The organism is Rhodoferax sp. GW822-FHT02A01, from assembly GCF_038784515.1.
In the GTDB taxonomy this organism is placed as follows: Bacteria; Pseudomonadota; Gammaproteobacteria; order Burkholderiales; family Burkholderiaceae_C; genus Allorhodoferax.
This window is the reverse complement of sequence record NZ_CP152376.1, coordinates 3358855-3385201: the sequence shown is the minus strand read 5'-3', so window position 1 is coordinate 3385201 and position 26347 is coordinate 3358855. Positions and strand designations below refer to the sequence as shown.

Below are 26347 nucleotides of genomic sequence, written 5' to 3'. Positions count from 1 at the left end.
AAGCTTCCGGTATTGGTTTCTTGGCTTACTTGGCCGTAGGCATCACAAACTCGGCACCCTTGCCAATGCTCTCGGGCCAGCGCTGCATGATGCTCTTTTGCTTGGTATAGAAGCGCACGCCCTCTTCGCCATAGGCGTGCATGTCGCCAAACAGGCTCTTCTTCCAGCCACCAAAGCCGTGCCAGGCCATGGGCACGGGAATCGGCACGTTGATGCCCACCATGCCCACCTGGATGCGGCGGCTGAATTCGCGTGCCACATTGCCGTCGCGGGTGAAGCAGGAGACACCGTTGCCGAACTCATGCGCGTTGATCAGGTTCACCGCCTGGGCCAGGTCTTTCACATGCACGCAGGACAGCACCGGGCCGAAGATCTCCTCCTTGTAGATCTTCATCTCGGGCGTGACGTTGTCAAACAGCGTGCCACCCATCCAGAAACCGTTGTCACAGCCCGCACCGGCGGCCTTGCCGCTGAAGGTACGACCGTCGTGCAAGAGCGTGGCGCCTTCCTTCACACCTTGTTCGATGTAGCCGGTGATGCGCGCGTGCGCGGCCTGGGTCACGATGGGGCCCATCTCGGCAGCGAGGTTCATGCCGTCCAGCACCTTCAGGGATTTGGTGCGCTCCAGCAGTTTGGGAATCAGGCGATCGCCTACATCCCCCACCAGCACCGCCACGCTGATGGCCATGCAGCGTTCACCAGCCGAGCCATAGCCCGCGCCCACCAGGGCGTCCACGGCCTGATCGATGTCGGCATCGGGCATCACCACCATGTGGTTCTTGGCACCGCCCAGGGCCTGCACGCGTTTACCGTGGCGCGCGCCGGTTTCATAGATGTGGTTGGCAATGGGTGTGGAGCCCACGAAGCTGATGGCCTTCACATCGGGGTGTTCCAGCAATGCGTCCACGGCTTCCTTGTCGCCCTGCACCACGTTGAACACACCGTCGGGCAGGCCGGCTTGCTTGAACAGGTCGGCAATCAGCAGGCTGGGGCTGGGGTCCAGCGGACTGGGCTTCAAGACAAAGGTGTTGCCTGCGGCAATCGCCACCGGGAACATCCACATGGGCACCATCACAGGGAAGTTGAACGGCGTGATGCCGGCCACCACGCCCAAGGGCTGGCGCAGCGTCCAATTGTCGATGCCGGTACTCACCTGGTCGGTGAAGTCACCCTTGAGCAACTGCGCAATGCCGCAGGAAAACTCGACGATGTCGATGCCGCGCGAGACTTCACCCTGCGCATCGGTAAACACCTTGCCATGTTCGGCGGTGATCACGCGGGCCAGTTCGTCCTTCCGGGCATTGAGCAGCTCCAGAAACTTGAACATGATGCGCGCGCGCCGGATGGGTGGCGTGTCGGCCCAGGCGGGGAATGCCGCGTTAGCAGATGCCACGGCGGCGGCTACATCGGCGGCATTGCCCAGGCGCACCTGACGCGCCACGGCACCTGTGGCGGGGTTGTAGACCGGTTGCGTGCGCGTGCTGGTGCCGGCGGTGCGTGCGCCCTGGATGTACTGGGCAACTTCAGCGGTATCGGAATAGGGGGTCATGGATGGGGGTCTCAAAAGTAGGGATAGTGATGAAAGATGAAACGCAGTTTAGGTGCAGGTTATTCAAATGAACAGGCCATAGACTTGAATTCATTGTTCATATTGATAAACAATAGGATGATGAAAGAACAAAATATAGAATCCCTCTGGAGCCACATTTACTGGCTTGCCACCCTGGCGGGTCAGGGCAGCTATACCGCAGCAGCGGAACGATTGAATGTGAGCAAGGCTGCCATGAGCCAGCGCATTGCCGAGCTGGAACGCATAGCCGGTGTAAGCCTGGTACAACGAACCACCCGCAGCGTGCGACTGACCGAAGCTGGACAGCGCTTGGTCGATGAAACACAGTCTTCCTTTGAACATATTGCACAAAGCTTTGACCAGGTAAAGGACATGGCGGAAACCCCTCGCGGACTGGTGCGCATTACAGCGCCGGTCGCTTTTGCGCGGCAGCAATTGGTGCCTCAACTACCTGCGTTTTTCAAGGACTTTCCCGAAGTACGCATTGAACTCGACATGTCCGACCGCTTGCGCTCACTAGGAAAAGAGGGCTTTGATCTTGCCGTCAGGCATGCCGCGTCCCCGCCCGAAACGCACGTGGCTTGGCCACTGTGCAAGACCGAAACGCTCCTGGTGGCGACGCCAGGCTACTTGCGTCGCGCAGGCGAAGTGAAGGAGCCTGCGGACCTGCGTAACCACAACTGCCTGCACTATCCCCGTGCCAACGAAAGTGCGGCATGGACCTTTGAGGCACGCAACAGCCGCGCTACGGACGCATTGGTCACGGTGCAAGTATCTGGCTGTCTGGCGGCCAACAACAGCGAGTCACTGCGCGATGCAGCCTTATCTGGGCTGGGCATCGCCCTGCTACCCGACTTCACGGCACAGTCACACATCCGGTCGGGTAAGTTGGTGGGTGTGTTGCCCAAGTGGCGAAGTGTGCGTGCATTCGCTGAGCACCTGTACCTTATACGGCCCTACAGTCCCCATGTACCCCGAACCGTAGCGGTGCTGGTCAAACACCTGCGCCAGCGCTTTGCTGGCGGCTTTTCGCGAATGTCTTCGTCAACTTGAACGTTCCATGCAGTTTAAAAATATCTTGAAAATCATTTCCACATTGCAATAAACGTTGTAAATTCACAATCATGCAACAAGTCACTCCTCCCAAAGATTACGAAGAGCTCATCCGGGTGATCCATGAGCGCTATGAGGACATGAGCAAGTCGTATCAGTCAATCGCCGTGTACCTTACGCAAAACCCCAATGAAGTCGCCATCAAACCCGTAAATTCGATCGCAGAGACTTGCGGTATCCATGCATCCAGCTTTGTGCGCTTTGCACAGGCACTGGGCTACAAAGGATTCAAGGAACTGCAGCAGCTCTATCAACAGCGTTTATCTACGGCTGCACCCGGATTTAATGCCCGCGTAAAGGCGCTCCAGTCTGAGCTTGCAGACCACAGCACAACATCCACATTTCTGCAAGACTTGGTACACCGCGACATTGCGTCGCTGCAAGAACTCGTCGAACTGACCTCCAAAGGAGATGTGGCCAAAGCAACTAAGATGATGGAGGTCGCCGACACAATCTATCTCATAGGCCAGTTGCGCTCTGCACCTGTGGTGGAGTTAATGCGCTACGTTCTCACCATGTTGGGCAAGCGCGCCGTCTTGTTGGACGCCAGTGGCGGGCTTACGACCCACATGGCAAATCTCATTCGGCCAAGGGATATGTTGATCGCCGTGTCTTTTCGCTTCTATGCCAACGAAGTAGTAAATGTAGTGGAGAGCTGCGGCAGCCGTCAGGTGCCTATCTTGGCTATCTCAGATTCAACTCTCTCGCCATTGGCCAAAAACGCCTCGGTCCTTTTTACGGTGCCAGAACACGAGTATTCGTTTTCAAGATCACTTGCAGCCCCTATGTGTTTAGCCCAGGCCTTGCTGGTTAATTTGGCATCTAAACTTCAGAAACAGGTAGAGCCAAGGATTCCGACTGTAACCCAGCAGAAGTAGAAAAGCGCAAGTTCTAGTTGATCTACTTAAGCGACTGATAGGGTTTCGCAGGGAACCAATGCTCATTGCGCTTAATTGCAGCCGGGAAAATGTCAAGTGTCAGCTTTTCGAAGGAGCTGACATTTACGCGCCCAATCCGAGCACCCGCTATGGGCACGATTGAGACGCCTGCAAGCGTCAGCTGTTTGGAGATCTAATTTTTACGTCAACCTGTGGCTTGCCAGTCTGATTGAGCAATCGCTGGATTCGATTTCGACGACAAAAATGGCAAAACCGATGGAAAACCTACAACTTTTGGTCCGATAGTGGTACATGGACACCGCTTTACGGCGATGAGTTGAAGTCGATTTGGACCCAAAATCATTACATCTGTAAGTGATTTTGAAAACGATGCAACTCACCATGTCCACCCCATACAGGGAGCACTGTTCGCCGAAAAACTGGGAGCGGCAAACGGCACAGGGCCTGTCGACACTACCCGCACTATATTCAGTGCGACGCAACAGCTCGCCGTCTCAGTTTCCGAAGTTGCAGGGGGCGTCAAATGCTGACTGAGTACCTTTCAAACAGTGAGCTATTGCATCTAACTGGATACAGGCGTGCAGGCCATCAATCAAATTGGCTAAAAGAACGATCCTTGCCGCACCGAACAGATGGCCCTCGAGTAATTGTGTCAAGGGTACACGTGCAAGCCTGGCTCGAAGGGCGTACAGTGCCGAGCTCTGGTCTCAACTTGGCAGCACTGCGATGAAAAAGTCGAAGTACCCGCGCCTTCGCTCACACACCCGTAAGGGCAAGGGTGGTCAGGTGTGGGTGTCCTACTGGTATGACATGCGCGGTACAGGAAAGCCCGATGTGCCGCTGGGAAACGACTATGCCACGGCGATCCAGCAATGGGATCGGCTGGTAAACCACCTGCCCATGACAAAGGGTCGAGTGCAAGAGGCCATCGATAAATTCAAGGAGCGGGTTCTACCCACCTACACTTCGGCAGAGACCGTAAAGGGCTACACCAAGAATCTGCGCCAGCTCGAACCGGTCTTCGGCAAAGCTGGCTGGCACGAGATTACTCTTCCGGTACTGCGCCAGTACCTGGATGGCCGTAGCGCCAAGACCCAGGGAAACCGCGAGTTGGCCCTGTTGTCTGTGATCTGGGGCAAGGCCCTGTTATGGGGCATGACCGAAAAGACATGGCCCGCCGCAGGAGTTAAGGGCTGGAAAAACCCTGAGCAGCCCCGCGAATTCGAAGTCACAACTGAATTGTTCAACGCCGTCTACGAGCACGCTGACCAAGTGCTACGCGACTGCATGGACATAGCCACAACCACTGGCATGCGACTGACCGACACGCGCACAGTCCGCATGCCGGTGGATGGCCGCCTGCGATTTCGGGCTGGGAAGACCGGAAAATGGGACTTTTTCGTGGTGGAGAAATCACCAGTACTCACAGCTCTGCTCGAGCGCCGTGGAAACGCGGAGAGCGTGATGTTGCTCACCACCAAGACCGGACGTGCGGTGTCTGAATCCATGCTGCGCACCCGCTATGACGCCGCCCGGATCAAGGCATCTGCCGCCTACCCCAAGCTCGCCGACGACATAAAGGCCATGTTCCTTCGCGATACCCGCAAGCGGGCAGCTGACCTCGCCGAAGACGTAGATGAGGCAAGTAAGTTGCTCCAACACAGCAGTAAATCGCTCACTGTCAAACACTACCGGACCAAGGGCAACGAGCTTAAAGCGGTACGATAAACCACTTCCGCAAGACGCGTCCGTGTGAGGAGAGAAATGCATTGGAATGTTGAAAATCATGCGGAAGTAATCGGGCTGTAACCCGCATGGTTAAGCCATTTCGCATTGGGACTCAAAATCCCCCGCCGCAAGGCGTGCCGGTTCGATTCCGGCCCCGGGCACCACGCATCTATGCGTGTTATTCAGTTAGCAGGCACTTACAATAATAAATCACGTCTGCATCATGTCTGCTGTCGTGTCTGCAATTCACACCTGCGGCCCACAAACCGCAGCCGGTAGAACGATCTGAAACACGCCCTTCTTTGACACTGCCATTTGGATGATCAGCTTGTCACCAGAGCACCCATAGTGGTACTGCATTTCAGGCGCTTCTGCTGTGGCTGGAAGGGCTACTAGAGCTGCTAAGGAAAGGATGATGGAGCGCATTGGGTCTCCTAGATAAGCGATGCTTCTGCTGACCGTCTGGCAGTAAGGCCGCGCAGAACTCGGCCCCCTGCTTTGTTCCATTTGAGAAGTTCAGCCGGGACGCTACCCCAATCTGCCAAGTTGACCTTCTTGCGCAGGGTTGATGCCCGCAGGTTTCCGCTGCCAAGGTTGAAAGTCCAGTCGATTAGCGCAGCGATGCGCCCAGGTGTTTCATGGATTACGGCTGGGCACCAGCGCAGAACAGCGGGGAAGTACACGCTCTTGACGTGCCACAATAGGAGTGCTTCTGCCCGCTCTCTGGTAATCGGCGAATCTGTCAGGGCTACCCGAGTCCCATCCTCGTAGTAGGTAGCCCCATAGCCGATAGTCGGTACACCAGCGGGACACAGGTATGGAGAGGCATAGAGCCCCTCAAACCTGCGGATAAGCTCCAACGTGACGGCCAGGGCGTCCATTACTTTCCTGCTGGTCGCTTGTCCAGGCCTGCTTGTTTCAGAAGCTCCATCAGGTCTTCGACATGCAGGCAATCGCACATGCAGGCGCTTGTCGGCATCGGGAATATCTGAGCGATAGTTCCGTTGCAGTAGTCGTTTCCGGGCGTGGCATTTGCCAACACGCCCAAAGCATTGATCTTTCCATCAAAGCCAATTTGAATGATGGTGTCGCCATTTTTTGCCTCGCGGCCATTACGGTAGTGCATTTGAATGCTCCTTTGGTTGTAAAAAAACTATTTACCCCGCTTGAACAGCGAACGGTCTGCTAGGTAGATGCCCAGCGCAGCGCCACAGATTGCGGAAGTGTTCTCGGACATTTGCGAGATGGCGCCGATTTCAACCAGCGTCATCATGACGATTGACAACTCGACAACCCGGCAATATGGCGGCACCGGGCTGGGACTTGCCATCTGCAAGAACCTCATTGAGCTCATGCACGGAAGTGTGGAAGTGGAAAGCACTCCCGGAGTGGGTTCGTGCTTCTGGTTTACCTTGCCTCTGGGCGTAGTCAAGAATCAACCTATTCATCATGCAGGAATCCCTTCCGACTACCGGGTGTTGGTGATAGACGACAACCGGCAGACCATGGAACTCATCAAGGAGATGCTGATCCAGATCGGCGTGGACGCACACGCGGTGGACTCTGGCCACAAGGCGCTGGTCGAAATTGCGCAGGCCTGCGAATCTGTGCATCCCTACGATCTGGTACTGCTCGACTGGCAGATGCCCACCATGAGCGGAATCGAGACAGCCCAGAAATTGGAGGAGATGCAGCTGAAAAAGCCTCCGACCATGGTGCTGATTACCGGGCATGCCAGGGCCGAGATTTACGACGGAAGCTTCAATGATTATTTTGTGGATATTCTGATCAAGCCGATCTCTTCCTACACGCTCAGGGAACTCATATACCGGCTGAACAATTCCGCTGCCACCCATCTTTCAGCACAAGGAAGTCGCAGGCCCTCTTCACATGTTTCCACCAAAGTGTTGCCTACTGCGGGTTCCACCGTGGAGTTGCTGGTTGCTGAAGACAACGCGTTCAACCAGCAGATTGCCAATGAGCTGCTGACCGAAGCGGGCTACACGGTCAGTCTGGCTGAGAATGGGCAAATGGCCGTTGACATGGTCAACGCAAAATTTAACGCTGGCTCCTGCTACCACCTGGTGCTGATGGACATGCAAATGCCGATCATGGACGGTGTAGCCGCCACCAAGATCATCCGGGCAAAGTACCCATCCGAGATGCTGCCCATCGTTGCCATGACCGCCAATGCAATGCAGGCCGACCGCGACCGGTGCATTGCCGCGGGCATGGATGACTTTGTCACCAAGCCTATCGATCCCCAACGGCTGTTTGAAACCATCAACAAATGGCTGGGAACCGCGCCCACGCCCGCTGGCAACACAAGCCACAGCCCGTCGGCAGCAAACGGCGGAGATTGGCTGACTGCCCTGGCTTCCATCCCGGATCTGGATGTCAAGAGCGGGCTGTCACTGATGGGAGACAACGAAAAACTGTACTTGAGTTCTCTGCGTGAATTCGTCTCCAAGGCAGAGGCCTTCCGCAGCGAAATGACCACACACCTTGCCGGTCAAAATTACGCAGCTGCCGAGCGCCTGGCACATACGCTTAAAGGTCAAAGCGCCTATTTGGGTGCCCGCCTGCTCAGGGGGGCGGCGGGTCATGTGGAGGATTTGTTGCGCTCGGGAGACTTTGCAGCCCAGCACCTCGAAACCGAAGTTCGCAAGCTCCTTGATTTGCTGGAAGGATTTGTATCGGACGTCCAATCCAGACTCGCTCCTTTTCCCGGCCCTACAGCGACAGCGGCAACTCCTGCGCAAGCCCCAGCAGTTGCGACTGATACGAGCCGTATTTACGAGAAATTCCTGCGCGCGTTGAAGGACAACGATCCCGCTGCACAGGAAATGCTCGAAGAGCATCGAGCGGCTCTGGAGACTATCCTGGGGACCAACACTTCGGCGGTCATGGAGCACCTGAATGCCTTCCAGTTTGACGAGGCTCTGGCACTTCTGAACACTGGCTAAATGCATGCCTGCAAAGTGGTCGGGACCGCCCGCACTTCACCTGGCCCCTTGATCGGTGCAGAATGCTGCTTCTGCACCGCTCCTTTTTGAAAGGACATCGCCATGGCCAGCTCACCCCTTTCCCTGCTCAACAGTTCCAACCAGGCAGCCAACGCGCAGGCGCTGGCGATGGCGCGGCTCAGTTCTGGCGCGCGTATCAACTCAGCCAAGGATGATGCCGCCGGGCTGGCCATTGCCAGCCAGATGGTCACCCAGATGGGCTCCACCAGCCAGGCTTCGGGCAATATCAGCGCGGGACTTTCACTCACGGACGTGGCAGGCGCTGCCCTGAGCCAAACCAATGACACCTTGCAGCGCATGCGTGAGCTGGCGGTACAGGCGGCCAACGGAACCAACAACAGTTCCGACCTGCAGGCCATCCAGAAGGAGTTTTCGCAGCTGTCGCAAAGCCTGGATCAGGTTTCTTCGCAGACGCAATTCAACGGGCAAAACCTGCTGGACGGCAGTTTCAACGCCAGCCTGCAAACCGGGCCGAACGCTGGCAATACCTATCAACTGTCTCTGGGAGGTGTGTCGTCGCAAGCGTTGGGCCTGGCAAATGTCGATGTCTCCAGCAGCAGCAATGCTTCCAGTGCACTTGGCGCCATCGACCAGGCACTTGCCAGCGTGGGATCGCAACAGGGCAGCCTAGGCGCGTCGCAGGCCGCCCTGAATGCGGCGGCGCAAAACCAGTCGGTCACCTATGACAACCTGGCATCGGCGCAAAGCCAGATCAGCGATACCAACTACGCCAGCGAATCGGCGTCATTGGCCCAGGCTGGTGTGAGCCAGGAGGTGTCGTTGAAGATGTTGACCCTGTATGACGCCAACCAGGCCAACGTCCTGAGCGTATTTCCGGGCGCACTGGGGCTCAACACCCAGGCCTGAACCCGGGCGGTAACTGCCGCCGCCCAGCGTCAATCAGCGCAAATTACTTCTCGCACTTGGGCGAGCAGACGTTTTGCACGCGCCCCAGCAATTTGCGGGACATCAGCTGTACACGGGGTTTGTGCTTGCCACAGAGGAAGCAGGACATGGTGGATGCGCCAGAGTAAGTGTTGGTGGCACCGAAGGGTGAACCAGAGACTTTGGCCTTGTAGCGCAAACCGTCGTCCATGATTTTTGATTTGGTAACGGGAGTACTCATGCCCGTATTTTACCGGAACCGCAGGTCCGACATTTTCTCAAGGCTGCTGCAAAGCAATCTTCCAGTGCGATTACGCAGCTGAAAGAACTATTTCCAGTAACAGTTGACCACTCCGGGCAGCTCAAATCTGTTGCTCAAAAACTCCCAATAAAAACAACAACTTGCAAGCCCTGATGGGGGTATTCCCTTGGTTGCCAATTTGTGGCCTGTCAATTGCGTAATAGCCATGCCCAGGCCGAAAACTGGGTCGTTGGCGATGAACCCCCTTGAGCGGACGCTGGCGAAGAGCAAAAGACAACCGGAGACACCAACAATGGAAACGTTTTACGAGGTGATGCGTCGCCAGGGCATATCACGCCGCAGTTTCATGAAGTACTGCTCCCTCACGGCGACCTCCCTGGGCCTGGGGCCGGCCTTTGTGCCGCAGATTGCCCATGCCATGGAAACCAAACCCCGCACCCCGGTGCTGTGGCTGCACGGGCTGGAATGCACCTGCTGCTCGGAATCTTTCATCCGTTCCGCGCACCCGCTCGCCAAGGACGTGGTGCTGTCCATGATCTCGCTGGACTACGACGACACCCTGATGGCCGCCGCCGGCCACCAGGCCGAGGCCATCCTCGAAGAGATCATGACCAAGTACAAGGGCAACTACATCCTGGCCGTCGAAGGCAACCCGCCGCTCAACCAGGACGGCATGAGCTGCATCATCGGTGGCAAGCCCTTCATCGACCAGCTCAAGCACGTAGCCAAGGACGCCAAGGCCATCATCAGCTGGGGCTCCTGCGCAAGCTGGGGCTGCGTGCAGGCGGCCAAGCCCAACCCGACGCAGGCCACGCCCGTCCACAAGGTCATCTTCGACAAGCCCATCATCAAGGTGCCGGGCTGCCCGCCCATCGCCGAGGTGATGACCGGCGTCATCACCTACATGCTGACCTTTGACCGCATCCCCGAGCTGGACCGCCAGGGCCGCCCGAAGATGTTCTACAGCCAGCGCATCCACGACAAGTGCTACCGCCGGCCGCACTTCGACGCGGGCCAGTTCGTCGAGGCCTTCGACGACGAGTCCGCGCGCAAGGGCTACTGCCTCTACAAGGTCGGCTGCAAGGGCCCGACGACCTACAACGCCTGCTCCACCACCCGCTGGAACGCGGGCACCAGCTTCCCCATCCAGGCCGGCCACGGCTGTATCGGCTGCTCGGAAGACGGCTTCTGGGACAAGGGTTCGTTCTACGACCGCCTGACCAACATCCCGCAGTTCGGCATTGAATCCAACGCCGACAAGGTCGGTGGCACGGCCGCCGCCGTGGTGGGCGCTGCCGCCGCAGCCCATGCTGCGGTATCGGCCATCGTGCGCGCCAACCAGAAGAGCGATGCCAAGCCCGCGGCTCCCGCTGACCACTAAAAACAACCGACAGACAACCAAGGAAACATCATGGGTGCTTACGAAACGCAAGGTTTCAAGTTAGACAACACAGGTCGTCGGGTGGTGGTCGATCCGGTCACGCGCATCGAAGGACATATGCGCTGTGAGGTCAACCTCGATAGCAACAACGTCATCCGCAACGCCGTCTCCACCGGCACCATGTGGCGCGGGCTGGAAGTGATTCTCAAGGGCCGCGATCCGCGCGATGCATGGGCCTTTGTGGAACGCATCTGCGGCGTGTGCACCGGCTGCCACGCGCTCACGTCCGTGCGCGCAGTGGAAGATGCCTTGGGCATCGTCATCCCCAAGAACGCCTACCTGATCCGCGAGATCATGGCCAAGACGCTGCAGGTGCACGACCACGTGGTGCACTTCTACCACCTGCATGCGCTGGACTGGGTGGACGTGGTGTCTGCCCTCAAGGCCGACCCCAAGAAGACCTCTGAGCTGCAACAACTGGTGTCGCCTTCGCACCCGCTGTCCTCGCCCGGCTACTTCCGCGACATCCAGAACCGGCTGAAGAAGTTTGTGGAGAGCGGCCAGCTCGGCCCCTTCATGAACGGCTACTGGGGCTCCAAGGCCTATGTGCTGCCGGCTGAGGCCAACCTGATGGCGGTCACCCACTACCTGGAAGCGCTGGACCTGCAGAAGGAATGGGTCAAAGTGCACACCATCTTCGGCGGCAAGAACCCGCACCCCAACTACCTGGTAGGCGGCGTACCCTGTGCCATCAACCTGGAACATGCCGGTGCGGCCGGCGCGCCCATCAACATGGAGCGCCTGAACTTTGTGGAAGCCCGCATCAAGGAGATGATCGACTTCAACAACAACGTCTACATCCCCGATGTGCTGGCCATCGGCACGCTCTACAAGCAGGCCGGCTGGCTCTACGGCGGTGGCCTCTCGGCCACCAACGTGATGGACTACGGCACTTATGAAAAAGTGATGGGCAAGCACGAGACCCAGCAGCTTCCCGGTGGCGCCATCATCAACGGCGACTGGGACAAGGTGTTGCCGGTGGACCCGCGCGACCCCGAGCAGGTGCAGGAATTCGTGCCGCACAGCTGGTACAAGTACGCCGACGAAACCAAGGGCCTGCACCCCTGGGACGGCGTGACCGAACCCAACTACGCACTGGGCGACAAGACCAAGGGCACGCGCACCAACATCCAGGAGATCGACGAAAGCGCCAAATACTCCTGGATCAAGGCACCGCGCTGGCGCGGCAATGCCGTGGAAGTCGGCCCGCTGTCGCGCTACATCCTGGCCTATGCCCATGCCTCCAAGGGCAACACCTACGCCAAGCGCCCCAAGGAGCAGATCGACTTTGCCGCATCGATGATCAACACCGGCATCCCCAAGGCGCTGGGCATTGCCACCACCGAATACACGCCTAAGCAGTTGCTGCCCACCACCATTGGCCGCACCCTGGCGCGCGCACTGGAGTCGCAGTACTGCGGCGAAATGATGTACGAGGACTTCAAGGAACTGGTGGCCAACATCAAGGCCGGAGACACCACCACCGCCAACGTGGAGAAGTGGGACCCCGCCACCTGGCCCAAGGAAGCCAAGGGCGTAGGCACCGTGGCCGCACCGCGTGGCGCACTGGGCCACTGGATCAAGATCAAGGACGGCCGCATCGAGAACTACCAGTGCGTGGTGCCCACCACCTGGAACGGCAGCCCGCGTGACAACAAGGGCCAGATCGGCGCCTTCGAGGCCAGCCTGATGAACACGCCCATGGTCAACCCCGAGCAACCGGTGGAGATCCTGCGCACGCTGCACTCGTTCGACCCCTGCCTGGCCTGTTCCACCCATGTGATGAGCCCGGACGGTCAGGAAATGGCCACGGTCAAGGTGCGTTGAATCTTTCAAAAAATCTGGAGACAGTCATGCAACCCATTTCCAAGAGAACCCTCTCGATAACCGTCGGCAGTTTGCTGGCGCTGGCAACCGGTGCGGCGCAGGCACACACCGGTCACGGCGCCAGCACTTTTTCTGAAGGACTGATGCATCCGTTCGGCCTGGACCATTTGCTGGCCATGGTGGCCGTGGGCCTGTGGTCGGTTAGTGCCTTGTCCGCGCGCAAAGCTTGGCAGGGGCCTGCTACCTTTGTGCTGGTGCTGGCCCTGAGCGCTTTGGCAGGTGCCACCGGTGTCACAGCGCCCTACCTCGAACATGCCATCGCACTGAGCGTGGTCTGCTTCGGTCTGATGCTGGTCTGCGCCCGCGCACCGCTGCCGCCCGCGTTGGGCCTGGGACTGATCGCAGTGGCGGCTTCCCTGCATGGGCTGGCGCACGGGGCAGAGGCGCCGGCAACGGGTCTGTCCGCCTACATGGGAGGATTCCTGCTGACCACTGCAGCACTGCACGCATGCGGTGTGGCACTGGGCCTGTCCATCCAGCGCTTCTTCCAGCGCCAATCCGCATGGCTGGTCAGCGCCCTGGGACTCGGACTGGGCTTTGCGGGCCTGCAACTGTTCGCACAGCTGTAAAGCAGCGCACACCGCAGCCGCAGCGTTTCAAATAACAGGAGACGACATGAGTACCACCCCCGCGCAAGGCTCAGCCCCCGCCATCGACAAGTTCGCGCAGATCGAACAGGCTGACGCCGCCCATGCCACCTCGGTCAAAACCGTTTACGTCTACGAGGCACCGGTGCGCCTGTGGCACTGGGTCAACGCCCTGTCCATTCTGGTGCTGGCGGTCACGGGCTACTTCATCGGTTCGCCCCTGCCCACCATGCCAGGAGAGGCCAGCGACCATTTCGTGATGGGCTACATCCGCTTTGCCCACTTCAGCGCAGGCTATGTGCTGGCGGTGGGGCTGATCGGTCGCATCTATTGGGCCATCGTGGGCAACCACCATGCGCGCGAGCTGTTCTGGCTGCCCCTGTTCCAGGCCACCTATTGGCGCGAACTGCTGGGCATGCTGAAGTGGTACGCCTTCATCAGCCCGCGCCCCGGCCGCTTCGTGGGCCACAACCCGCTGGCGCGCTTTGCCATGGTGTTCAGCTTCATGCTCACGGTGTTGTTCATGGTCGTCACCGGCTTTGCGCTCTACGGCGAAGGCGCGCAGATGGGATCGTGGCAGGAGCGTCTGTTTGGCTGGGTGATACCGCTGTTCGGGCAGTCGCAGGATGTGCACACCTGGCACCATCTGGGCATGTGGTCGCTGGTGATCTTCGTCATCCTGCATGTCTACGCCGCCATACGGGAAGACATCATGGGACGCTCCAGCATCATCAGCACCATGGTCTCTGGCCACCGCACCTTCAAGGACTGAGCAGCATGCGCGCCGGCCAACTGGGCGCACAGACCAACCGGGGATTGCCCCCCGGCGTGCCGCCGCGCGCGCCCTGCCATCCGGGCTATTTTTTGCATCGCAACTACCTCACGCCCCTGGGTCTGTCGCAAACGGAAGCAGCGCGCCTGCTGGGCGTTTCACGCCGGCGTCTGCACGAGCTGGTGCACGCACAGCGCGACATGACGCCCGACACCGCCATCCGCTGCGCGCTGGTGTTCCGCTCGGACGCACGCTTCTGGCTCGAACTGCAAGCTTCCTGGAACGGCTTTCACGCCTGGAAGCAACTCCGCCCGCAACTGGCTGCAAAGCCGGTCCGGGCCTAACCCCCACCCCTTTTCGGAACACACGCCCATGCGCACCGATTCGCCCACTTCTACCTGTCACCAGGGTAGTGACAACTCGCCCGCAACTGCAGGCACCGAAACCATTTGCGTCATGGGCATTGGCAACGTGCTGTGGGCCGACGAAGGCTTTGGCGTGCGCTGCATCGAAGCGCTGCAAAGCCGCTATGAATTTGCCAACCACGTCACCCTGATGGACGGCGGCACCCAGGGGCTGTACCTGGTGCAGCATGTGCAGGACGCCACCCGCCTGCTGATCTTCGACGCCATCGACTACGGGCTGGAGCCTGGGACCCTCAAGGTGGTGGACAACGAGGATGTGCCCCGCTTCATGGGCGCCAAGAAAATGAGCCTGCACCAGACCGGCTTTCAGGAAGTGCTGATGCTGGCCCTGCTGACCGAGAAATACCCGCTGGAGGTTCAGCTCATAGGCTGCCAGCCGGAAGAGCTGGATGACTACGGCGGCAGCCTGCGCCCGCGCGTCAAGGCCGCCATGGAAGATGCGCTGGCCCTGGGCGTGCAAACCCTGCGCCAGTGGGGTGCACGCCCGGTGCCCCGCACCACGCCCTTGACCGAGCGCGAGGCCGTGACCTTTGCACAGCTGGACCTGCAGGCCTATGAGGCCAATCGCCCGCCGCGTGAACTGGTCAGCCGCATTGGCGACCAGCGCTTCTTCCCCTCTGCCGACCCGGCCTGAAGGAGACCCGCCATGTGTATCGGAGTCCCCATGCAGGTCCTCAGGACCGAACCCGGCTACGCCATCTGCCTGGGCCGTGGCGAGCAGCGCCGCGTCAACACCGCATTGATCGACGCGGCCGCGCCAGGTGACTGGGTGCTGGTGTTCATGGACAGTGCCCGCGAACGCATCAGTGCCGCGCGGGCCGAGGAAGTCAACACCACACTGGACATGGTGCAGGCCGCCATGGTCGGCCAGAGCTTCGACATGGACCCGGGCTTTGTACTGCCCTCGGCCATGAGCCAGCAACAACTCAACGCGCTGGCCGGCGCCACCCACACCACACCGCAGGAGACCGCATGAGCACAGAGACCATACCCACCCACGAAGCCAGCACCGTGGTGAGCCTGCCGGTGCAAGCGCCACCGAGCGCGAGCGCCACCTCGCCCCTGATCGAGCGCCTGGTCACCCACCATGGCGGCACCTGGGTGGACGAGACCAACATCGACGCATGGTCAGCCCAGGGTGGCGACTGCGTGGTGCTGTTTGCGGGCGATCCGGTGCAGTTCCCCATGGGCCTGGACGTGGCCGTGGTGTTGCCCGAACTGCGCAGTGCCCTGAAGCAGAATTTCCGCATCGGTGCCGTTCAACGTGACAACGAGGCCGCACTGGCCCGGCGCTACGGCTCGCAGCGCTGGCCCACGCTGATGTTTCTGCGCGATGGCCAGTATGTCACCACGCTCAGCGGCATGCACGACTGGGAAGACTTTGTGCGCGAGATGCAAACCGCTCTGGCGCAGGCCCCCTCGCGTGCGCCCACCATCGGCATCCCGGTGGTGAACGGCAATGCCGCCTCGTCCTGCCACTGATTCCACCCACCACCAAGGCAACATCCCATGAAAGAATTTCCCGTCCCCGTGGTTGGCGTAGGCCCCGGTAGCCAGCTCGAAGAAGACTCCCTGGAATACATGTCCATGCCCCAGGGAATGGATACGTTCACTGCGCCCTCGCTGCCCGAACCCGAAGAGATCGCCGCCCGCGTCGGTGCCCATCATGCGCTGCGCGCCGCGCTGGCCGAGCTGGGTGCCGTCTGCGAAGGCAGTGGCAACCGCGTCATCGACCTCAACCACCTCTCGCAGGAGGACCGTACCCTGATCAACCAGGTGCTGGGCGAAGGCGAAGTCAGCGCCATCGTCAAGGCTGCGGGTCCGGGCATGCCCGAGATGAATGTGCAGGAATCGGTCTTTGCCGGCGTCTGGCGCGTGATCCAGTCGGTGGACGGTGTGGTGGTGTCCGATGCGCTGGAGCTGGGCGCCATCCCCGCCATGCTGGTGCAGGCCGCCAAACAGGACTTGTGGGAGCACATCCCGCGCTGGCAGGGCGAGCTGCCGCCCAATGTGCACAACGCGCCCTCGCTGCTGGCCGAGCTGGAAGACCAGTGGAGCCACTGGCACGTGGGACTGCCCGCACACGTCATCAACCTCACGCTGCTGCCCATGTCGGATGAAGACATTGGCTTTCTGGACCACCACCTGGGAACCGGGCGCGTGCTCATCCTCTCGCGCGGCTATGGCAACTGCCGCATCCTCAACACCCGCACGCCGCACTGCTGGCGCGTGGTGTACTACAACTCGCAGGACACCGTCATCCTCAACACCGTGGAAGTCACCGAGATCCCCGAAGTGGCACTGGCCGCACCCGAAGACCTGAAGGACTCCTGCGCCCGCCTCAAGGAAGTGCTGGAGTGGGTGGAGCACGCATGATTTCCTCCAGCGGTCCGCGCTTTGAAGGCAGCTTTCTGGGAAACAGCGCGGGCCTGAGCGCCCACACGCGGCTGGAATGCAAGATCTGCTGGTACGTGTACGACCCGGCCCAGGGCGATGCGGTATGGCAGATTCCGCCGCATACGGCCTTTGCCGACCTGCCCGCGCACTGGCGCTGCCCGGTGTGCGACGGCGATGCCGAGCAATTCATGGTGCTCACGGACGAACCCGCTGCGCCCTAAGACCAGTGATCTCCCGCCCCATGCCAAACCCACACAGCGCCACCGCAGCAGATGCCCGTGTGCAGCAACGCACGCAGGCTCTGGTGCGCCTGTTCGAGGAAGTGGCACGCACCCGCATGCAGGGTGTGCCCATCCTGAACCCGGCGCTCAGGGTGCAGGCGGTGGGCTTTGTGCAGGTCGAGGAGCAGGTGCAAGGCGTGCTGATCACACCGTGGTTCATGAACCTGGTGAACTTCCCCCTGGAGCGCCAGCCAACACGTGTACAGACCGGAAGCCAACAGGCACTCGTGTTTGGCGACCGCAGTTTCGATTTCATTACCGGGCATGAAGATGCGTTTGGCAGCTATGCCTCGTGCTCGCTGTTTTCGCCCATGTTCGAGTTTCCCGACCAGAACACCGCCGTCACCACGGCAAACGCCGTGCTGGCTACGCTGCGCGCGCCAAAACCTGCTGCCCAGGCTCCTGTTGCGCCCGAACCCAAGGCCGTTGCCGTGACCCCACCTGCCAGCGAGATGCCGGCGCGGCGTGCGTTCTTCCTGGCGCGGCGCAGCGGTCCTGCCGGATCGGCAGCAGCATGAGCGCAACCTCTGCAGATCAGTTGGCCGGCAACTTGCGCATTGCGCCGGGCAAGCCTTGCCCGCACGGCCTGCAAAGCAGCCGCCAGGACTGGGCCAGCCGCCTGACCGTGGGGATGCCAGCGCATGATCTGGCCGCGCGGCTGGGCAGCCTCTACAGCCTGTGTGGTGAATCGCACCGGCTGTGCGCCCGCATGGCATTGGCAAGGGCGAACGGTGAATCACTGGACAACCCGGCGCAGGCCGCCGTGGCCCTGCAACAGGAAACGCTGCGTGAACACCTGCGCCGCATCTGCCTGGACTGGCCGCGCCAACTGACCGTGCCGGTAGAAGCCGCACATGCGCAAAGCGACATGCAGGCGCTGTTGCGCCACAGCCCCCTGTTGCAGTCCGGCGCGCTGCCCGCTTCGGCGAACGGAGCCTTGCAGCATTGGCTTGCCGCTGATCTGCTGGACATGAACCCTGCACACTGGCTGCAGCATTGGGAGCGTCGGCATGCGGACTGGCTGTCGGACTGGTGTGCCCACACCGCCTTGCCCCTGCCCCGTCTGCTGCAGGGCTGCCGCGACCGGCTGCACCGCCGACTGGCGCACAGCGCGGTGCTGCGCGTGCATGCCCACACCGACGAACTGCAGCAGCTCGCCATCGACATGGAGCAATCCCCCGGCTTTGTGCTGCGTCCGCAATGGCGTGCAGGCTGCGCGGAAACCGGCAGTTGGTCACGCCTGCACGAAACTTTTGAAGGCGCGCTCACACCCTGGCTGCGCCTGGGCGCGCGTCTGGCCGAGCTGGTGCGGCTGGCACTGCCGGACCGACCGGGTTACAGCGGCGCACAATGGCTGTCCACGGGCAGCGTATCGACCGGGCCCCAGGCGGCGCTGGCGTGGGTGGAAATGGCGCGCGGACTGCTGGTGCACCATGTGCGCCTTGACAGTAGCGGCGAGCGCGTGCAATCGTGCCGCGTGCTGGCGCCCACCGAGTGGAACTTCCATGCCAGCGGCAGCGTGGCGCAGGCCCTGGCCACTTTGCCGCAGGAAGTGGACGCAGAGGTGCTGCGCGATATTGATGGACTGGTCAGCGCCTGGGACCCGTGTCTGAGCTATGAATTGAACCTGGAGAATGCCCATGCATGAAGCCAGTCTGGCCGGCGGCATATTGCAGCTGGTCGAAAACGCCGCCCAACGCGAGCACTTTGCCCGCGTGACCCAGCTACGTCTGGAAGCAGGCTCCCTGGCCGGTGTGGAGGTGCGTGCGCTGCGCTTTGCGCTGGAGGCCATTGCGCCCGGCACCTGCCTGGAAGGCGCACAGATCGAGATTGATGAACCCGCGGGCCAGGCCTGGTGCCTGCCCTGCTCTGCCAGCGTTGCCCTGCAGCAGCGCGGCGATGCCTGTCCCTTGTGCGGCAGCTACCAGTTGCAACCCACTGCCGGCACCGAGCTGCGTGTGGTGGATATGCTGGTGGAAGACGCCTGAATTGATGAACCAACCCATGCTGGAGAACACACCATGTGCGTAGTCTGCGGATGTTCCGGGACCGATACCCCGACCATTGAACTTCAAAACCAGGGCGTGGCCGACGCCCGGGGTGACCTTCACTTTGGCGCGGGCGCAGCTCGCGTGTCGGTGCCCGGCATGAGTCAGGCCCGCGCCATCAAGCTGGAGACCGACATCCTGGGCGAGAACAACCGCATCGCCGCCAGCAACCGCCACCACTTTGCCGCCCACGGCACCACGGCGCTCAACCTGGTGTCCAGCCCCGGCTCCGGCAAGACCACGCTGCTGTGCGCCACCATCACGGCACTGCGCAAGCGCCGCCCCGAGCTGCACGTGGCCGTGATCGAAGGCGACCAGCAGACCAGCTTCGATGCCGACCGCATACGCGCCACCGGTGCGCCTGCCGTGCAGGTCAATACCGGCAAGGGCTGCCACCTGGACGCGCCCATGGTGGCCCAGGCCTATGCCAGCCTGCACCAGCACGCCAGCCCTGCGCACAGCCACGCCGCAGAGGGCCACGATCATGATCACGACCACGGCCACACACACGGCCATGACCACGGCGACGGCCACCATCACCACCACGATGCCGTCCACAACCTGCTGTTCATCGAGAACGTGGGCAACCTGGTGTGCCCGGCCATGTGGGACCTGGGTGAGGCGGCCAAGGTGGCTATCCTCTCGGTGACCGAAGGGGAAGACAAGCCACTCAAGTACCCCGACATGTTTGCCGCATCGCAACTCATGGTGCTCAACAAGATCGACCTGCTGCCGCATGTGCAGTTCAATGTGCAGCGTTGCATCGAGCTGGCGCGCCGCGTCAACCCCACCATCGAGATCCTGCAGCTCTCGGCCACCACAGGCCAAGGTATGGACGCCTGGCTCAACTGGCTGGACCACACCATGCACGACGTGGCCGAATCCGCTGCTGCCCACACGCACACCCACGCCTGATGCAAACCAGCGGCTCCACCATCCTGGCCTGCGGCGCGTGGCTGAAGAACGCCGCCTGCCTGCTGTCGCCCGAGGGCGTGCAGTGGTCGGCCGTGCATGGTGACCTGAGTGACCCGCAGGCCTGCAAGGCGCTGCAAGCCTTTGCGGATGGCTGGGTGCAACACAGCGGCGGCCGCATTGACGCTGTGGCGCACGATCTGCACCCGGACTTCTTCAGCACCCGGCTGGCAATTCAACTAAGCCAGCAACTCGGCGTGCCCGCCATTGCCGTGCAGCACCACCATGCCCATGTGGCGGTGGTGATGGCCGAGCACGGCGTGCACGAGTGGGTGGTCGGCCTGGCGCTGGACGGCGTGGGCCTGGGCACCGACGGCCAGGCCTGGGGTGGTGAACTGCTCTGGGTCACAACCGAAGACTGGCAGCGCCTGGGCCACCTGAGCCCCCTGCATCTGCCCGGCGGCGATGTGGCCGCGCGCGAACCCTGGCGCATGGCCGCTGCCGCGCTGCATGCCCTGGGGCGCGGTACCGAAATTGAAACCACCTTTGCCCCGCTGGTGGGCGCACCCGCAGCAAGCACAGTGCGGCGCATGCTGGAGCGCGGGCTGAACTGCCCGCCCACCTCCAGCACCGGCCGCTGGTTCGACGCCGCAGCCGCAGCCCTGGGCCTGAGCGTGCGGCAGAGCCACGAAGCCGAAGCCGCCATCGCGCTGGAGCGGCTGGCCACCGACTGGCAAACCGCCCATGGCGTAGAACCGGTTGCACACGGCATCGACACCCATGCACAGCAGCTTGACCTGCGCCCGCTGCTCGCACGCTTGCTGGACTCGCCGCCCGAGCAGGCCGGAGCCGCCGCACTGTGGTTCCACTTGGCACTGGCCGACGCACTGGCCGACTGGGCTGCACACGCCGCGCAGCAGCGCAATGTCCAGACCGTTGGCTTGAGCGGCGGCTGCTTCTTCAACCAGTTGCTGAAAAACCGCGTCATCGCTCGGCTGCAGGCCCAAGGCCTGCGCGTGCTTTGGCCCCAACACAATTCCTGCGGCGACGCCGGGCTGGCCCTGGGCCAGGCCTGGGTTGCCGCGCAACAGCTCCATTCCACCACCAAGGAACCCGCCCTATGTGCCTAGCCATTCCTGCCAAACTTGTCGAACTGCGCCCGCACGATCGCGCCGTGGTGGACCTGGGCGGCATCCGCAAGGAAATCTCCATCGCGCTGGTTAGCGGCGTGAATGTGGGCGACTACGTCATCGTTCACGTGGGCCACGCCATCGGCTGCATCGATGCCGAAGAGGCCGAGCGCACCTTGGCGCTGTTCGGCGAGATGGCGCAGATGCAGGCCGACGCCCAAGCCCAGGAGGCCCAGCCATGAAGTACATCGACGAGTTCCGCGACGGCGCCACCGCGCAAAAAATAGCCGACCGCATTGCCGCCGAAGTGCAGCCGGGCAAGCGCTACAGCTTCATGGAATTCTGCGGCGGCCATACCCACGCCATCTCGCGCTACGGCATCAGCGGCATGGTGTCCGAGCAGGTGAACATGGTGCACGGCCCGGGTTGCCCTGTGTGCGTGCTGCCGATTGGCCGCATCGACCTGGCCATCCGTCTGGCGCTGGAGAGCGGCGTGATCGTCTGCACCTATGGCGACACCATGCGCGTGCCCGCTTCCGACGGGCTGTCGCTGATCAAGGCCAAGGCGCGTGGCGGCGACATCCGCATGGTCTATTCGGCCACCGACGCGCTCACCATTGCCCAGCAGAACCCCGAGCGTGAAGTGGTGTTCTTTGCCATCGGCTTCGAGACCACCACGCCGCCCACGGCGCTGGCCATTCTGGAGGCGCAGCGCATGGAGCTGCAGAACTTCAGCGTGCTGTGCAGCCATGTGCTCACGCCCTCGGCCATTACCCATATCCTGGAGTCGCCCGAGGTGCGCCAATACGGCACGGTGCCGCTGGACGGTTTCATCGGCCCGGCGCATGTGAGCATCGTCATCGGCTCGCGCCCCTACGAAGGCTTTGCACGGGACTACCGCAAGCCGGTGGTGATTGCCGGCTTCGAGCCGCTGGACGTGATGCAGGCCATCCTGATGCTGGTGCGCCAGGTCAACAGCGGCCGCCATGAGGTGGAGAACGAATTCACCCGCGCCGTGACGCGCGACGGCAACCTGCAAGCCCAGGCCATGGTGTCCAAGGTGTTTGAACTGCGCACCAGCTTTGAGTGGCGCGGCCTGGGCGAGGTGCCCTACAGCGCCCTCAAGATTCGCCCGGCCTACGCCACCTTCGACGCCGAGCGGCGCTTTGATCTGACCTACAAGCCCGTTCCCGACAACAAGGCCTGTGAATGCGGCGCGATTTTGCGAGGGGTGAAGAAGCCCACCGACTGCAAGATCTTCGGCACCGTGTGCACCCCGGAAAACCCGGTGGGCTCGTGCATGGTGTCCAACGAAGGGGCCTGCGCCGCGCACTACGCCTACGGGCGCTTCAAGGACATTGCGGTGGTCGTGCAACCCGCCACCGCTGCCAACTGAACATTTGCCATGACCAGAAAAAACTATGTGCGTCCGCTGGACATCAAACACGGTCGCGTCGACATGGGCCACGGCGCCGGTGGCCGCGCTGCAGCGCAGTTGATTGAAGAGCTGTTTGTCAGCGCGCTGGACAACCCCTACCTGCGCCAGGGTGACGATGGCGCGAGCTTTCCCATCCCCGCAGGTGGCCGCATGGTGATGGCCACCGACGGGCATGTGGTGTCACCCTTGTTCTTCCCCGGTGGCGACCTGGGTGCGCTCAGCGTGCACGGCACCATCAACGACGTGGCCATGATGGGCGCCACGCCGCTGTACCTGGCGGCCAACTTCATTCTGGAAGAAGGCTTTGCCCTGGCCGATCTCAAGCGCATCGTGGACAGCATGGCAAAGGCTTCACGCGAAGCCGGTGTGCCCGTGATCACCGGCGACACCAAGGTGGTGGAGCGCGGCAAGGGAGACGGTGTCTTCATTGGCACCACCGGCGTGGGCGTGGTGCCGCTGGGTGTGGACATCTCGGGCCGCAATGCGCGCGCGGGTGACGTGATCTTGCTCTCGGGCACGATTGGTGACCACGGTGTGGCGGTGCTGTCGCAGCGCGAGTCGCTGGAGTTCGAGACCACCATTGAATCCGACTCTGCGGCCCTGCATACGCTGGTGGCTACCATGCTGGCCGCTGCCCCCGGCGGCGTGCGCGTGTTGCGCGACCCCACACGCGGCGGGCTGGCCACCACCCTCAACGAGATTACCGCGCAGTCCGGTGTGGGCATGCAGCTTGAAGAGGCCTCGATCCCGGTGCGCGCGCAGGTGGATGCCGCCTGCGAACTGCTGGGACTGGACCCGCTGTATGTGGCCAACGAAGGCAAGCTGATTGCCATCTGCAGCCCCGACTCTGCCCCTGCCGTGCTGGCCGCCATGCAGCAGCACCCGTTGGGCGCACAGGCCGCCATCATCGGCACGGTCACCGAGGACGAACACCACTTCGTGCAGATGAATACCCGCTTTGGCGGCCGCCGCGTGGTGGACTGGCTCAGCGGCGAACAATTGCCGCGCATCTGCTGACACAATGGCGCATGCCTTTTTCTTTCATGCACGCGCCCCACTCCCGCCATGACCAAGCCTAGTCTCAAAGCCGCAGTGCTGGTGGTGGACGACGAGGTGCGCTCGCAGGAAGCCATGCGCCGCACGCTGGATGAAGAGTTCACCATCCACACCGCCAGCGACGCAGCCGAAGCACGCACCTGCCTGGAGAACTACACCATCAGCGTGGTGCTGTGCGACCAGCGCATGCCGGGGCAGTCGGGTGTGGACTTTCTGAAGGAAGTGCGCGAGCGCTGGCCGGACGTGGTGCGCATCGTCATCTCCGGCTACACCGATTCGCAGGACATCGTGGCCGGCATCAACGAGGCCGGCATTTACCAGTACATCCTCAAGCCCTGGGTGCCCGACCACCTGCTGGCCTCGGTGCGCAATGCGGTGGAGGCACTGGCGCTGCAGCGCGATACCGACCGCCTGCACCTGGAGCTGCGCACCAGCACGCCGGTGCTGCGCCAGCGCGCCGCCGGCAAGCTGACCAAGGCCAAGGCCACCTTCAACTTTGACCGCATCGAACGCGCGCCCGACAGCCCGCTCAATGCCGCCTGCGACATGGCGCAGCGCGTGGCTCGCTATGACCTGAGCCTGCTGGTGCTGGGCGAGTCGGGCACCGGCAAGGAACTGCTGGCGCGCGCTGTGCACTACGCCAGCCCGCGCGCCAGCGGAACCTTTGCGGTGGAGAACTGCGCGGCCATGCCGGACGCCCTGCTGGAGTCCGAGCTGTTTGGCCACAAGCGCGGCGCCTTCACCGGCGCCTATGAAGACCACCAGGGCCTGTTCCAGCGCGCCAATGGCGGCACCGTGTTCCTGGATGAAATCGGCGAGACCTCGCCCGCGTTTCAGGTGCGGCTGCTGCGCGTGCTGCAGGAGCGCGAGGTGCGCCCGGTGGGTTCGGTGCATTCGGTGCCGGTGGATGTCCGCGTGATTGCCGCCACCCACCGCGACCTGGAGCAGCGCGTGCGCGAGGGCCTGTTCCGCGAAGACCTGTATTACCGCCTGGCCGGCATCACCATCACGCTGCCGCCGCTGCGCGAGCGCGTTGGCGATATCGAGCCAATTGCGCGTCGCCTGGTGCAGGAGGTGGGCCTGGAACTGGGCCGCCCGCATATGCGCCTGAGTGCGGCTGCGCTGGACGTGCTCAAGCAGTACCGCTGGCCCGGCAACACACGCGAGCTGCGCAACGAAATCGCCCGCGCCATTGCCCTGAGCGAGGGCGACAGCCTGGAGCCCACCGGCTTCTCGTCACGCGTGCTGCTGGCCCATCTGCAAGGCGCACATGCCACCGTGGCACACGGCCCGGCGCAGAACCTGCCGCACAGCGGCACGCTGGCCGAGCGTCTGGACTCCATCGAAGTCATGGTGCTGCGTGAAACCCTGGCGCGCCATCGCGGTAACAAGAGCCGCGCCGCCGCCGAGCTGGGCCTCTCGCGCGTGGGCTTGCGCGGCAAGATGCAGCGCTTTGGTCTGGAGGACAAGGCATGAGCGGCGCCACACCGGCATTCAACGTGCTGTGGCTGCAGTCCGGCGGCTGCGGCGGCTGCAGCATGTCGCTGCTGTGCGCCGATACCACTGACTTCCATGGGCAGCTGCGGCAAGCTGGCATCAACCTGCTGTGGCACCCGTCTATCTCGCTGCAGAGCGGGCGCGAGCTGGTGGACATGCTGCAGGCCATCGTGGATGGGCAGCTGCGCCTGGACGCGCTGTGCATCGAAGGCGCACTCTTGCGCGGCCCGCATGGCACCGGGCGCTTCCATATGCTGGCCGGTACCGGCATCCCCATGACGCACTGGGTGCAGCAGCTGGCCGCGCAAGCGCGCCATGTGGTGGCCGTGGGCAGTTGCGCGGCCTGGGGCGGCATCACCGCAGCCGGCGACAACCTCACCGATGCCTGCGGCCTGCAGTACCTGGACGCCACGCCCGGCGGTTTGCTGGGTGCCGCATTCCGCTCGCGCAGCGGCCTGCCGGTGATCAACATCGCGGGTTGCCCGACCCACCCCAGCTGGGTGCTCGACAGCCTGATGGCGCTGGCCGCCAATGGCTTTACCGAAGCCGATCTGGACACGCTGGGGCGGCCGCGCTTCTATGCCGACCAGCTGGTGCACCACGGCTGCACCCGCAACGAATACTACGAATACAAGGCCAGCGCCGAGAAGCCCTCCGACCTGGGTTGCATGATGGAGCACATGGGTTGCAAGGGCACGCAGGTGCATGCCGACTGCAACACGCGGCTGTGGAACGGCGAAGGCTCCTGCACCCGCGCGGGCTATGCCTGCATTGCCTGCACCGAGCCGGGCTTTCAGGAACCCGGCCACCCGTTCCATGAGACGCCCAAGTTCGCCGGCATTCCCATCGGCCTGCCCACCGATATGCCCAAGGCCTGGTTTGTGGCGCTGGCATCGCTGTCCAAGTCCGCCACACCCAAGCGCGTCAAAGTCAATGCCGTGGCCGACCACCTGGTGGTCAAGCCGGTCGCGCGCAAAACCACCCTGAAGTAGA

Annotated in this window: 30 protein-coding genes; 25 read left to right on the top strand and 5 right to left on the bottom strand. The window is 62.1% G+C overall.

Features of this window, described 5'->3' with window-relative positions:
* Window positions 1-25: 25 nt before the first annotated feature.
* Window positions 26-1549 (bottom strand): CoA-acylating methylmalonate-semialdehyde dehydrogenase, encoded by a 1524-nt coding sequence (locus AAGF34_RS15925; protein WP_342616700.1) that lies wholly within the window; start codon window positions 1547-1549, stop codon window positions 26-28.
* Between the two features lie 120 nt (window positions 1550-1669).
* On the opposite strand from AAGF34_RS15925, the gene AAGF34_RS15920 reads away from it, so the two are divergent.
* The 3 genes from AAGF34_RS15920 (at window position 1670) to AAGF34_RS15910 (ending at window position 5310) form a co-directional block, all read left to right on the top strand.
* Window positions 1670-2623 carry a LysR family transcriptional regulator gene (locus AAGF34_RS15920; RefSeq protein ID WP_342616699.1) on the top strand — a complete coding sequence of 318 codons (954 nt, stop codon included), beginning with the start codon at window positions 1670-1672 and terminating at the stop codon, window positions 2621-2623.
* Window positions 2624-2694: 71 nt separating this feature from the next.
* A complete protein-coding gene (locus AAGF34_RS15915) occupies window positions 2695-3561 on the top strand; it encodes a MurR/RpiR family transcriptional regulator (protein ID WP_342616698.1) in 867 nt (288 codons plus the stop codon).
* 747 nt (window positions 3562-4308) lie between these two features.
* On the top strand, window positions 4309-5310 hold the full coding sequence (locus AAGF34_RS15910) for an integrase (RefSeq protein WP_342616697.1): 1002 nt from the start codon (window positions 4309-4311) through the stop codon (window positions 5308-5310).
* Between the two features lie 246 nt (window positions 5311-5556).
* Here the strand turns inward: AAGF34_RS15910 and AAGF34_RS15905 are convergent, their stop codons facing one another.
* From AAGF34_RS15905 to AAGF34_RS15895, 3 genes are read right to left on the bottom strand one after another with little or no spacing between them, the layout of a single operon-like run.
* Window positions 5557-5736 (bottom strand): hypothetical protein, encoded by a 180-nt coding sequence (locus AAGF34_RS15905; RefSeq protein WP_342616696.1) that lies wholly within the window; start codon window positions 5734-5736, stop codon window positions 5557-5559.
* An 8-nt stretch (window positions 5737-5744) separates the two neighbouring features.
* Complete coding sequence (locus AAGF34_RS15900; protein ID WP_342616695.1) at window positions 5745-6191, bottom strand: lysozyme; 447 nt, start codon at window positions 6189-6191, stop codon at window positions 5745-5747.
* Window positions 6191-6436, bottom strand: a complete 246-nt coding sequence (locus tag AAGF34_RS15895) for a hypothetical protein (protein ID WP_342616694.1) — start codon at window positions 6434-6436, stop codon at window positions 6191-6193. Before AAGF34_RS15895 ends, AAGF34_RS15900 begins: the two co-directional genes overlap by 1 nt.
* Before the next feature lie 118 nt (window positions 6437-6554).
* Between AAGF34_RS15895 and AAGF34_RS15890 the strand changes: the two genes are divergently transcribed.
* Window positions 6555-8276, top strand: a complete 1722-nt coding sequence (locus AAGF34_RS15890) for a response regulator (protein WP_342616693.1) — start codon at window positions 6555-6557, stop codon at window positions 8274-8276.
* Between the two features lie 102 nt (window positions 8277-8378).
* Window positions 8379-9203: a flagellin gene (locus AAGF34_RS15885; RefSeq protein WP_342616692.1), complete on the top strand. Its 825-nt coding sequence runs from the start codon at window positions 8379-8381 to the stop codon at window positions 9201-9203.
* A 43-nt stretch (window positions 9204-9246) separates the two neighbouring features.
* Here the strand turns inward: AAGF34_RS15885 and AAGF34_RS15880 are convergent, their stop codons facing one another.
* Window positions 9247-9462: a hypothetical protein gene (locus tag AAGF34_RS15880; protein ID WP_342616691.1), complete on the bottom strand. Its 216-nt coding sequence runs from the start codon at window positions 9460-9462 to the stop codon at window positions 9247-9249.
* Between the two features lie 313 nt (window positions 9463-9775).
* Here AAGF34_RS15880 and AAGF34_RS15875 point away from each other — a divergent pair, with 313 nt between their 5' ends.
* The 20 genes from AAGF34_RS15875 to AAGF34_RS15780 are packed head-to-tail and all read left to right on the top strand — an operon-like array spanning window position 9776 to window position 26346.
* A complete protein-coding gene (locus tag AAGF34_RS15875; protein WP_342616690.1) occupies window positions 9776-10864 on the top strand; it encodes a hydrogenase small subunit in 1089 nt (362 codons plus the stop codon).
* A 30-nt stretch (window positions 10865-10894) separates the two neighbouring features.
* Window positions 10895-12751 carry a nickel-dependent hydrogenase large subunit gene (locus tag AAGF34_RS15870; RefSeq protein ID WP_342616689.1) on the top strand — a complete coding sequence of 619 codons (1857 nt, stop codon included), beginning with the start codon at window positions 10895-10897 and terminating at the stop codon, window positions 12749-12751.
* A gap of 26 nt (window positions 12752-12777) precedes the next feature.
* The gene (locus AAGF34_RS15865; RefSeq protein WP_342616688.1) at window positions 12778-13380 is read left to right on the top strand and encodes a HupE/UreJ family protein; all 603 of its coding nucleotides are present in this window, start codon (window positions 12778-12780) and stop codon (window positions 13378-13380) included.
* A 46-nt stretch (window positions 13381-13426) separates the two neighbouring features.
* Window positions 13427-14170 (top strand): Ni/Fe-hydrogenase, b-type cytochrome subunit, encoded by a 744-nt coding sequence (cybH, locus tag AAGF34_RS15860; protein WP_342616687.1) that lies wholly within the window; start codon window positions 13427-13429, stop codon window positions 14168-14170.
* 5 nt (window positions 14171-14175) lie between these two features.
* The gene (locus AAGF34_RS15855) at window positions 14176-14514 is read left to right on the top strand and encodes a HigA family addiction module antitoxin (RefSeq protein WP_342616686.1); all 339 of its coding nucleotides are present in this window, start codon (window positions 14176-14178) and stop codon (window positions 14512-14514) included.
* Window positions 14515-14542: 28 nt separating this feature from the next.
* Window positions 14543-15229, top strand: coding sequence for a HyaD/HybD family hydrogenase maturation endopeptidase (locus AAGF34_RS15850; RefSeq protein ID WP_342616685.1), 687 nt, complete (start codon window positions 14543-14545; stop codon window positions 15227-15229).
* A gap of 12 nt (window positions 15230-15241) precedes the next feature.
* Complete coding sequence (locus AAGF34_RS15845; protein ID WP_342616684.1) at window positions 15242-15571, top strand: HypC/HybG/HupF family hydrogenase formation chaperone; 330 nt, start codon at window positions 15242-15244, stop codon at window positions 15569-15571.
* Complete coding sequence (locus tag AAGF34_RS15840) at window positions 15568-16077, top strand: thioredoxin domain-containing protein (protein ID WP_342616683.1); 510 nt, start codon at window positions 15568-15570, stop codon at window positions 16075-16077. The genes AAGF34_RS15845 and AAGF34_RS15840 overlap by 4 nt, the downstream gene beginning before the upstream one ends.
* Before the next feature lie 27 nt (window positions 16078-16104).
* A complete protein-coding gene (locus AAGF34_RS15835) occupies window positions 16105-16971 on the top strand; it encodes a hydrogenase expression/formation protein (RefSeq protein ID WP_342616682.1) in 867 nt (288 codons plus the stop codon).
* Window positions 16968-17213 (top strand): rubredoxin, encoded by a 246-nt coding sequence (locus tag AAGF34_RS15830; protein ID WP_342616681.1) that lies wholly within the window; start codon window positions 16968-16970, stop codon window positions 17211-17213. Before AAGF34_RS15835 ends, AAGF34_RS15830 begins: the two co-directional genes overlap by 4 nt.
* Before the next feature lie 20 nt (window positions 17214-17233).
* On the top strand, window positions 17234-17791 hold the full coding sequence (hybE, locus tag AAGF34_RS15825; protein ID WP_342616680.1) for a [NiFe]-hydrogenase assembly chaperone HybE: 558 nt from the start codon (window positions 17234-17236) through the stop codon (window positions 17789-17791).
* Window positions 17788-18921: a hypothetical protein gene (locus AAGF34_RS15820; RefSeq protein WP_342616679.1), complete on the top strand. Its 1134-nt coding sequence runs from the start codon at window positions 17788-17790 to the stop codon at window positions 18919-18921. The genes hybE and AAGF34_RS15820 overlap by 4 nt, the downstream gene beginning before the upstream one ends.
* Complete coding sequence (locus AAGF34_RS15815) at window positions 18914-19261, top strand: hydrogenase maturation nickel metallochaperone HypA (protein ID WP_342616678.1); 348 nt, start codon at window positions 18914-18916, stop codon at window positions 19259-19261. The genes AAGF34_RS15820 and AAGF34_RS15815 overlap by 8 nt, the downstream gene beginning before the upstream one ends.
* Before the next feature lie 33 nt (window positions 19262-19294).
* Window positions 19295-20236 carry a hydrogenase nickel incorporation protein HypB gene (hypB, locus tag AAGF34_RS15810; protein WP_342616677.1) on the top strand — a complete coding sequence of 314 codons (942 nt, stop codon included), beginning with the start codon at window positions 19295-19297 and terminating at the stop codon, window positions 20234-20236.
* Window positions 20236-21363 (top strand): carbamoyltransferase HypF, encoded by a 1128-nt coding sequence (locus AAGF34_RS15805; protein ID WP_342616676.1) that lies wholly within the window; start codon window positions 20236-20238, stop codon window positions 21361-21363. Before hypB ends, AAGF34_RS15805 begins: the two co-directional genes overlap by 1 nt.
* The gene (locus AAGF34_RS15800; RefSeq protein WP_342616675.1) at window positions 21354-21605 is read left to right on the top strand and encodes a HypC/HybG/HupF family hydrogenase formation chaperone; all 252 of its coding nucleotides are present in this window, start codon (window positions 21354-21356) and stop codon (window positions 21603-21605) included. Before AAGF34_RS15805 ends, AAGF34_RS15800 begins: the two co-directional genes overlap by 10 nt.
* Window positions 21602-22759, top strand: a complete 1158-nt coding sequence (hypD, locus tag AAGF34_RS15795; protein WP_342616674.1) for a hydrogenase formation protein HypD — start codon at window positions 21602-21604, stop codon at window positions 22757-22759. Before AAGF34_RS15800 ends, hypD begins: the two co-directional genes overlap by 4 nt.
* Window positions 22760-22768: 9 nt before the next feature.
* Entirely contained in the window at window positions 22769-23818 is a 1050-nt protein-coding gene (gene hypE, locus AAGF34_RS15790; protein ID WP_342616673.1) for a hydrogenase expression/formation protein HypE, read from the top strand.
* Window positions 23819-23866: 48 nt separating this feature from the next.
* On the top strand, window positions 23867-25333 hold the full coding sequence (locus tag AAGF34_RS15785) for a sigma-54 dependent transcriptional regulator (protein ID WP_342616672.1): 1467 nt from the start codon (window positions 23867-23869) through the stop codon (window positions 25331-25333).
* Entirely contained in the window at window positions 25330-26346 is a 1017-nt protein-coding gene (locus AAGF34_RS15780; protein WP_342616671.1) for a HupU protein, read from the top strand. The genes AAGF34_RS15785 and AAGF34_RS15780 overlap by 4 nt, the downstream gene beginning before the upstream one ends.
* Window position 26347: the final 1 nt, after the last annotated feature.

Excerpts from the sequence above, each read along its gene's own strand:
- AAGF34_RS15920 (WP_342616699.1), top strand. The coding sequence starts at position 1,670 with ATGAAAGAACAAAATATAGAATCCCTCTGGAGCCACATTTACTGGCTT.
- AAGF34_RS15850 (WP_342616685.1), top strand. The coding sequence starts at position 14,543 with ATGCGCACCGATTCGCCCACTTCTACCTGTCACCAGGGTAGTGACAAC.
- AAGF34_RS15870 (WP_342616689.1), top strand. The coding sequence starts at position 10,895 with ATGGGTGCTTACGAAACGCAAGGTTTCAAGTTAGACAACACAGGTCGT.
- AAGF34_RS15785 (WP_342616672.1), top strand. The coding sequence starts at position 23,867 with ATGACCAAGCCTAGTCTCAAAGCCGCAGTGCTGGTGGTGGACGACGAG.
- AAGF34_RS15925 (WP_342616700.1), bottom strand. The coding sequence starts at position 1,549 with ATGACCCCCTATTCCGATACCGCTGAAGTTGCCCAGTACATCCAGGGC.
- AAGF34_RS15865 (WP_342616688.1), top strand. The coding sequence starts at position 12,778 with ATGCAACCCATTTCCAAGAGAACCCTCTCGATAACCGTCGGCAGTTTG.
- AAGF34_RS15890 (WP_342616693.1), top strand. The coding sequence starts at position 6,555 with ATGGCGCCGATTTCAACCAGCGTCATCATGACGATTGACAACTCGACA.
- AAGF34_RS15895 (WP_342616694.1), bottom strand. The coding sequence starts at position 6,436 with ATGCACTACCGTAATGGCCGCGAGGCAAAAAATGGCGACACCATCATT.
- hybE (WP_342616680.1), top strand. The coding sequence starts at position 17,234 with ATGCCAAACCCACACAGCGCCACCGCAGCAGATGCCCGTGTGCAGCAA.
- AAGF34_RS15815 (WP_342616678.1), top strand. The coding sequence starts at position 18,914 with ATGCATGAAGCCAGTCTGGCCGGCGGCATATTGCAGCTGGTCGAAAAC.
- AAGF34_RS15875 (WP_342616690.1), top strand. The coding sequence starts at position 9,776 with ATGGAAACGTTTTACGAGGTGATGCGTCGCCAGGGCATATCACGCCGC.
- hypD (WP_342616674.1), top strand. The coding sequence starts at position 21,602 with ATGAAGTACATCGACGAGTTCCGCGACGGCGCCACCGCGCAAAAAATA.
- AAGF34_RS15885 (WP_342616692.1), top strand. The coding sequence starts at position 8,379 with ATGGCCAGCTCACCCCTTTCCCTGCTCAACAGTTCCAACCAGGCAGCC.
- AAGF34_RS15880 (WP_342616691.1), bottom strand. The coding sequence starts at position 9,462 with ATGAGTACTCCCGTTACCAAATCAAAAATCATGGACGACGGTTTGCGC.
- AAGF34_RS15830 (WP_342616681.1), top strand. The coding sequence starts at position 16,968 with ATGATTTCCTCCAGCGGTCCGCGCTTTGAAGGCAGCTTTCTGGGAAAC.
- AAGF34_RS15905 (WP_342616696.1), bottom strand. The coding sequence starts at position 5,736 with ATGCGCTCCATCATCCTTTCCTTAGCAGCTCTAGTAGCCCTTCCAGCC.
- AAGF34_RS15910 (WP_342616697.1), top strand. The coding sequence starts at position 4,309 with ATGAAAAAGTCGAAGTACCCGCGCCTTCGCTCACACACCCGTAAGGGC.
- cybH (WP_342616687.1), top strand. The coding sequence starts at position 13,427 with ATGAGTACCACCCCCGCGCAAGGCTCAGCCCCCGCCATCGACAAGTTC.
- AAGF34_RS15780 (WP_342616671.1), top strand. The coding sequence starts at position 25,330 with ATGAGCGGCGCCACACCGGCATTCAACGTGCTGTGGCTGCAGTCCGGC.
- AAGF34_RS15915 (WP_342616698.1), top strand. The coding sequence starts at position 2,695 with ATGCAACAAGTCACTCCTCCCAAAGATTACGAAGAGCTCATCCGGGTG.
- AAGF34_RS15820 (WP_342616679.1), top strand. The coding sequence starts at position 17,788 with ATGAGCGCAACCTCTGCAGATCAGTTGGCCGGCAACTTGCGCATTGCG.
- AAGF34_RS15835 (WP_342616682.1), top strand. The coding sequence starts at position 16,105 with ATGAAAGAATTTCCCGTCCCCGTGGTTGGCGTAGGCCCCGGTAGCCAG.
- AAGF34_RS15840 (WP_342616683.1), top strand. The coding sequence starts at position 15,568 with ATGAGCACAGAGACCATACCCACCCACGAAGCCAGCACCGTGGTGAGC.
- hypB (WP_342616677.1), top strand. The coding sequence starts at position 19,295 with ATGTGCGTAGTCTGCGGATGTTCCGGGACCGATACCCCGACCATTGAA.
- AAGF34_RS15855 (WP_342616686.1), top strand. The coding sequence starts at position 14,176 with ATGCGCGCCGGCCAACTGGGCGCACAGACCAACCGGGGATTGCCCCCC.
- AAGF34_RS15845 (WP_342616684.1), top strand. The coding sequence starts at position 15,242 with ATGTGTATCGGAGTCCCCATGCAGGTCCTCAGGACCGAACCCGGCTAC.
- AAGF34_RS15900 (WP_342616695.1), bottom strand. The coding sequence starts at position 6,191 with ATGGACGCCCTGGCCGTCACGTTGGAGCTTATCCGCAGGTTTGAGGGG.
- AAGF34_RS15805 (WP_342616676.1), top strand. The coding sequence starts at position 20,236 with ATGCAAACCAGCGGCTCCACCATCCTGGCCTGCGGCGCGTGGCTGAAG.
- hypE (WP_342616673.1), top strand. The coding sequence starts at position 22,769 with ATGACCAGAAAAAACTATGTGCGTCCGCTGGACATCAAACACGGTCGC.
- AAGF34_RS15800 (WP_342616675.1), top strand. The coding sequence starts at position 21,354 with ATGTGCCTAGCCATTCCTGCCAAACTTGTCGAACTGCGCCCGCACGAT.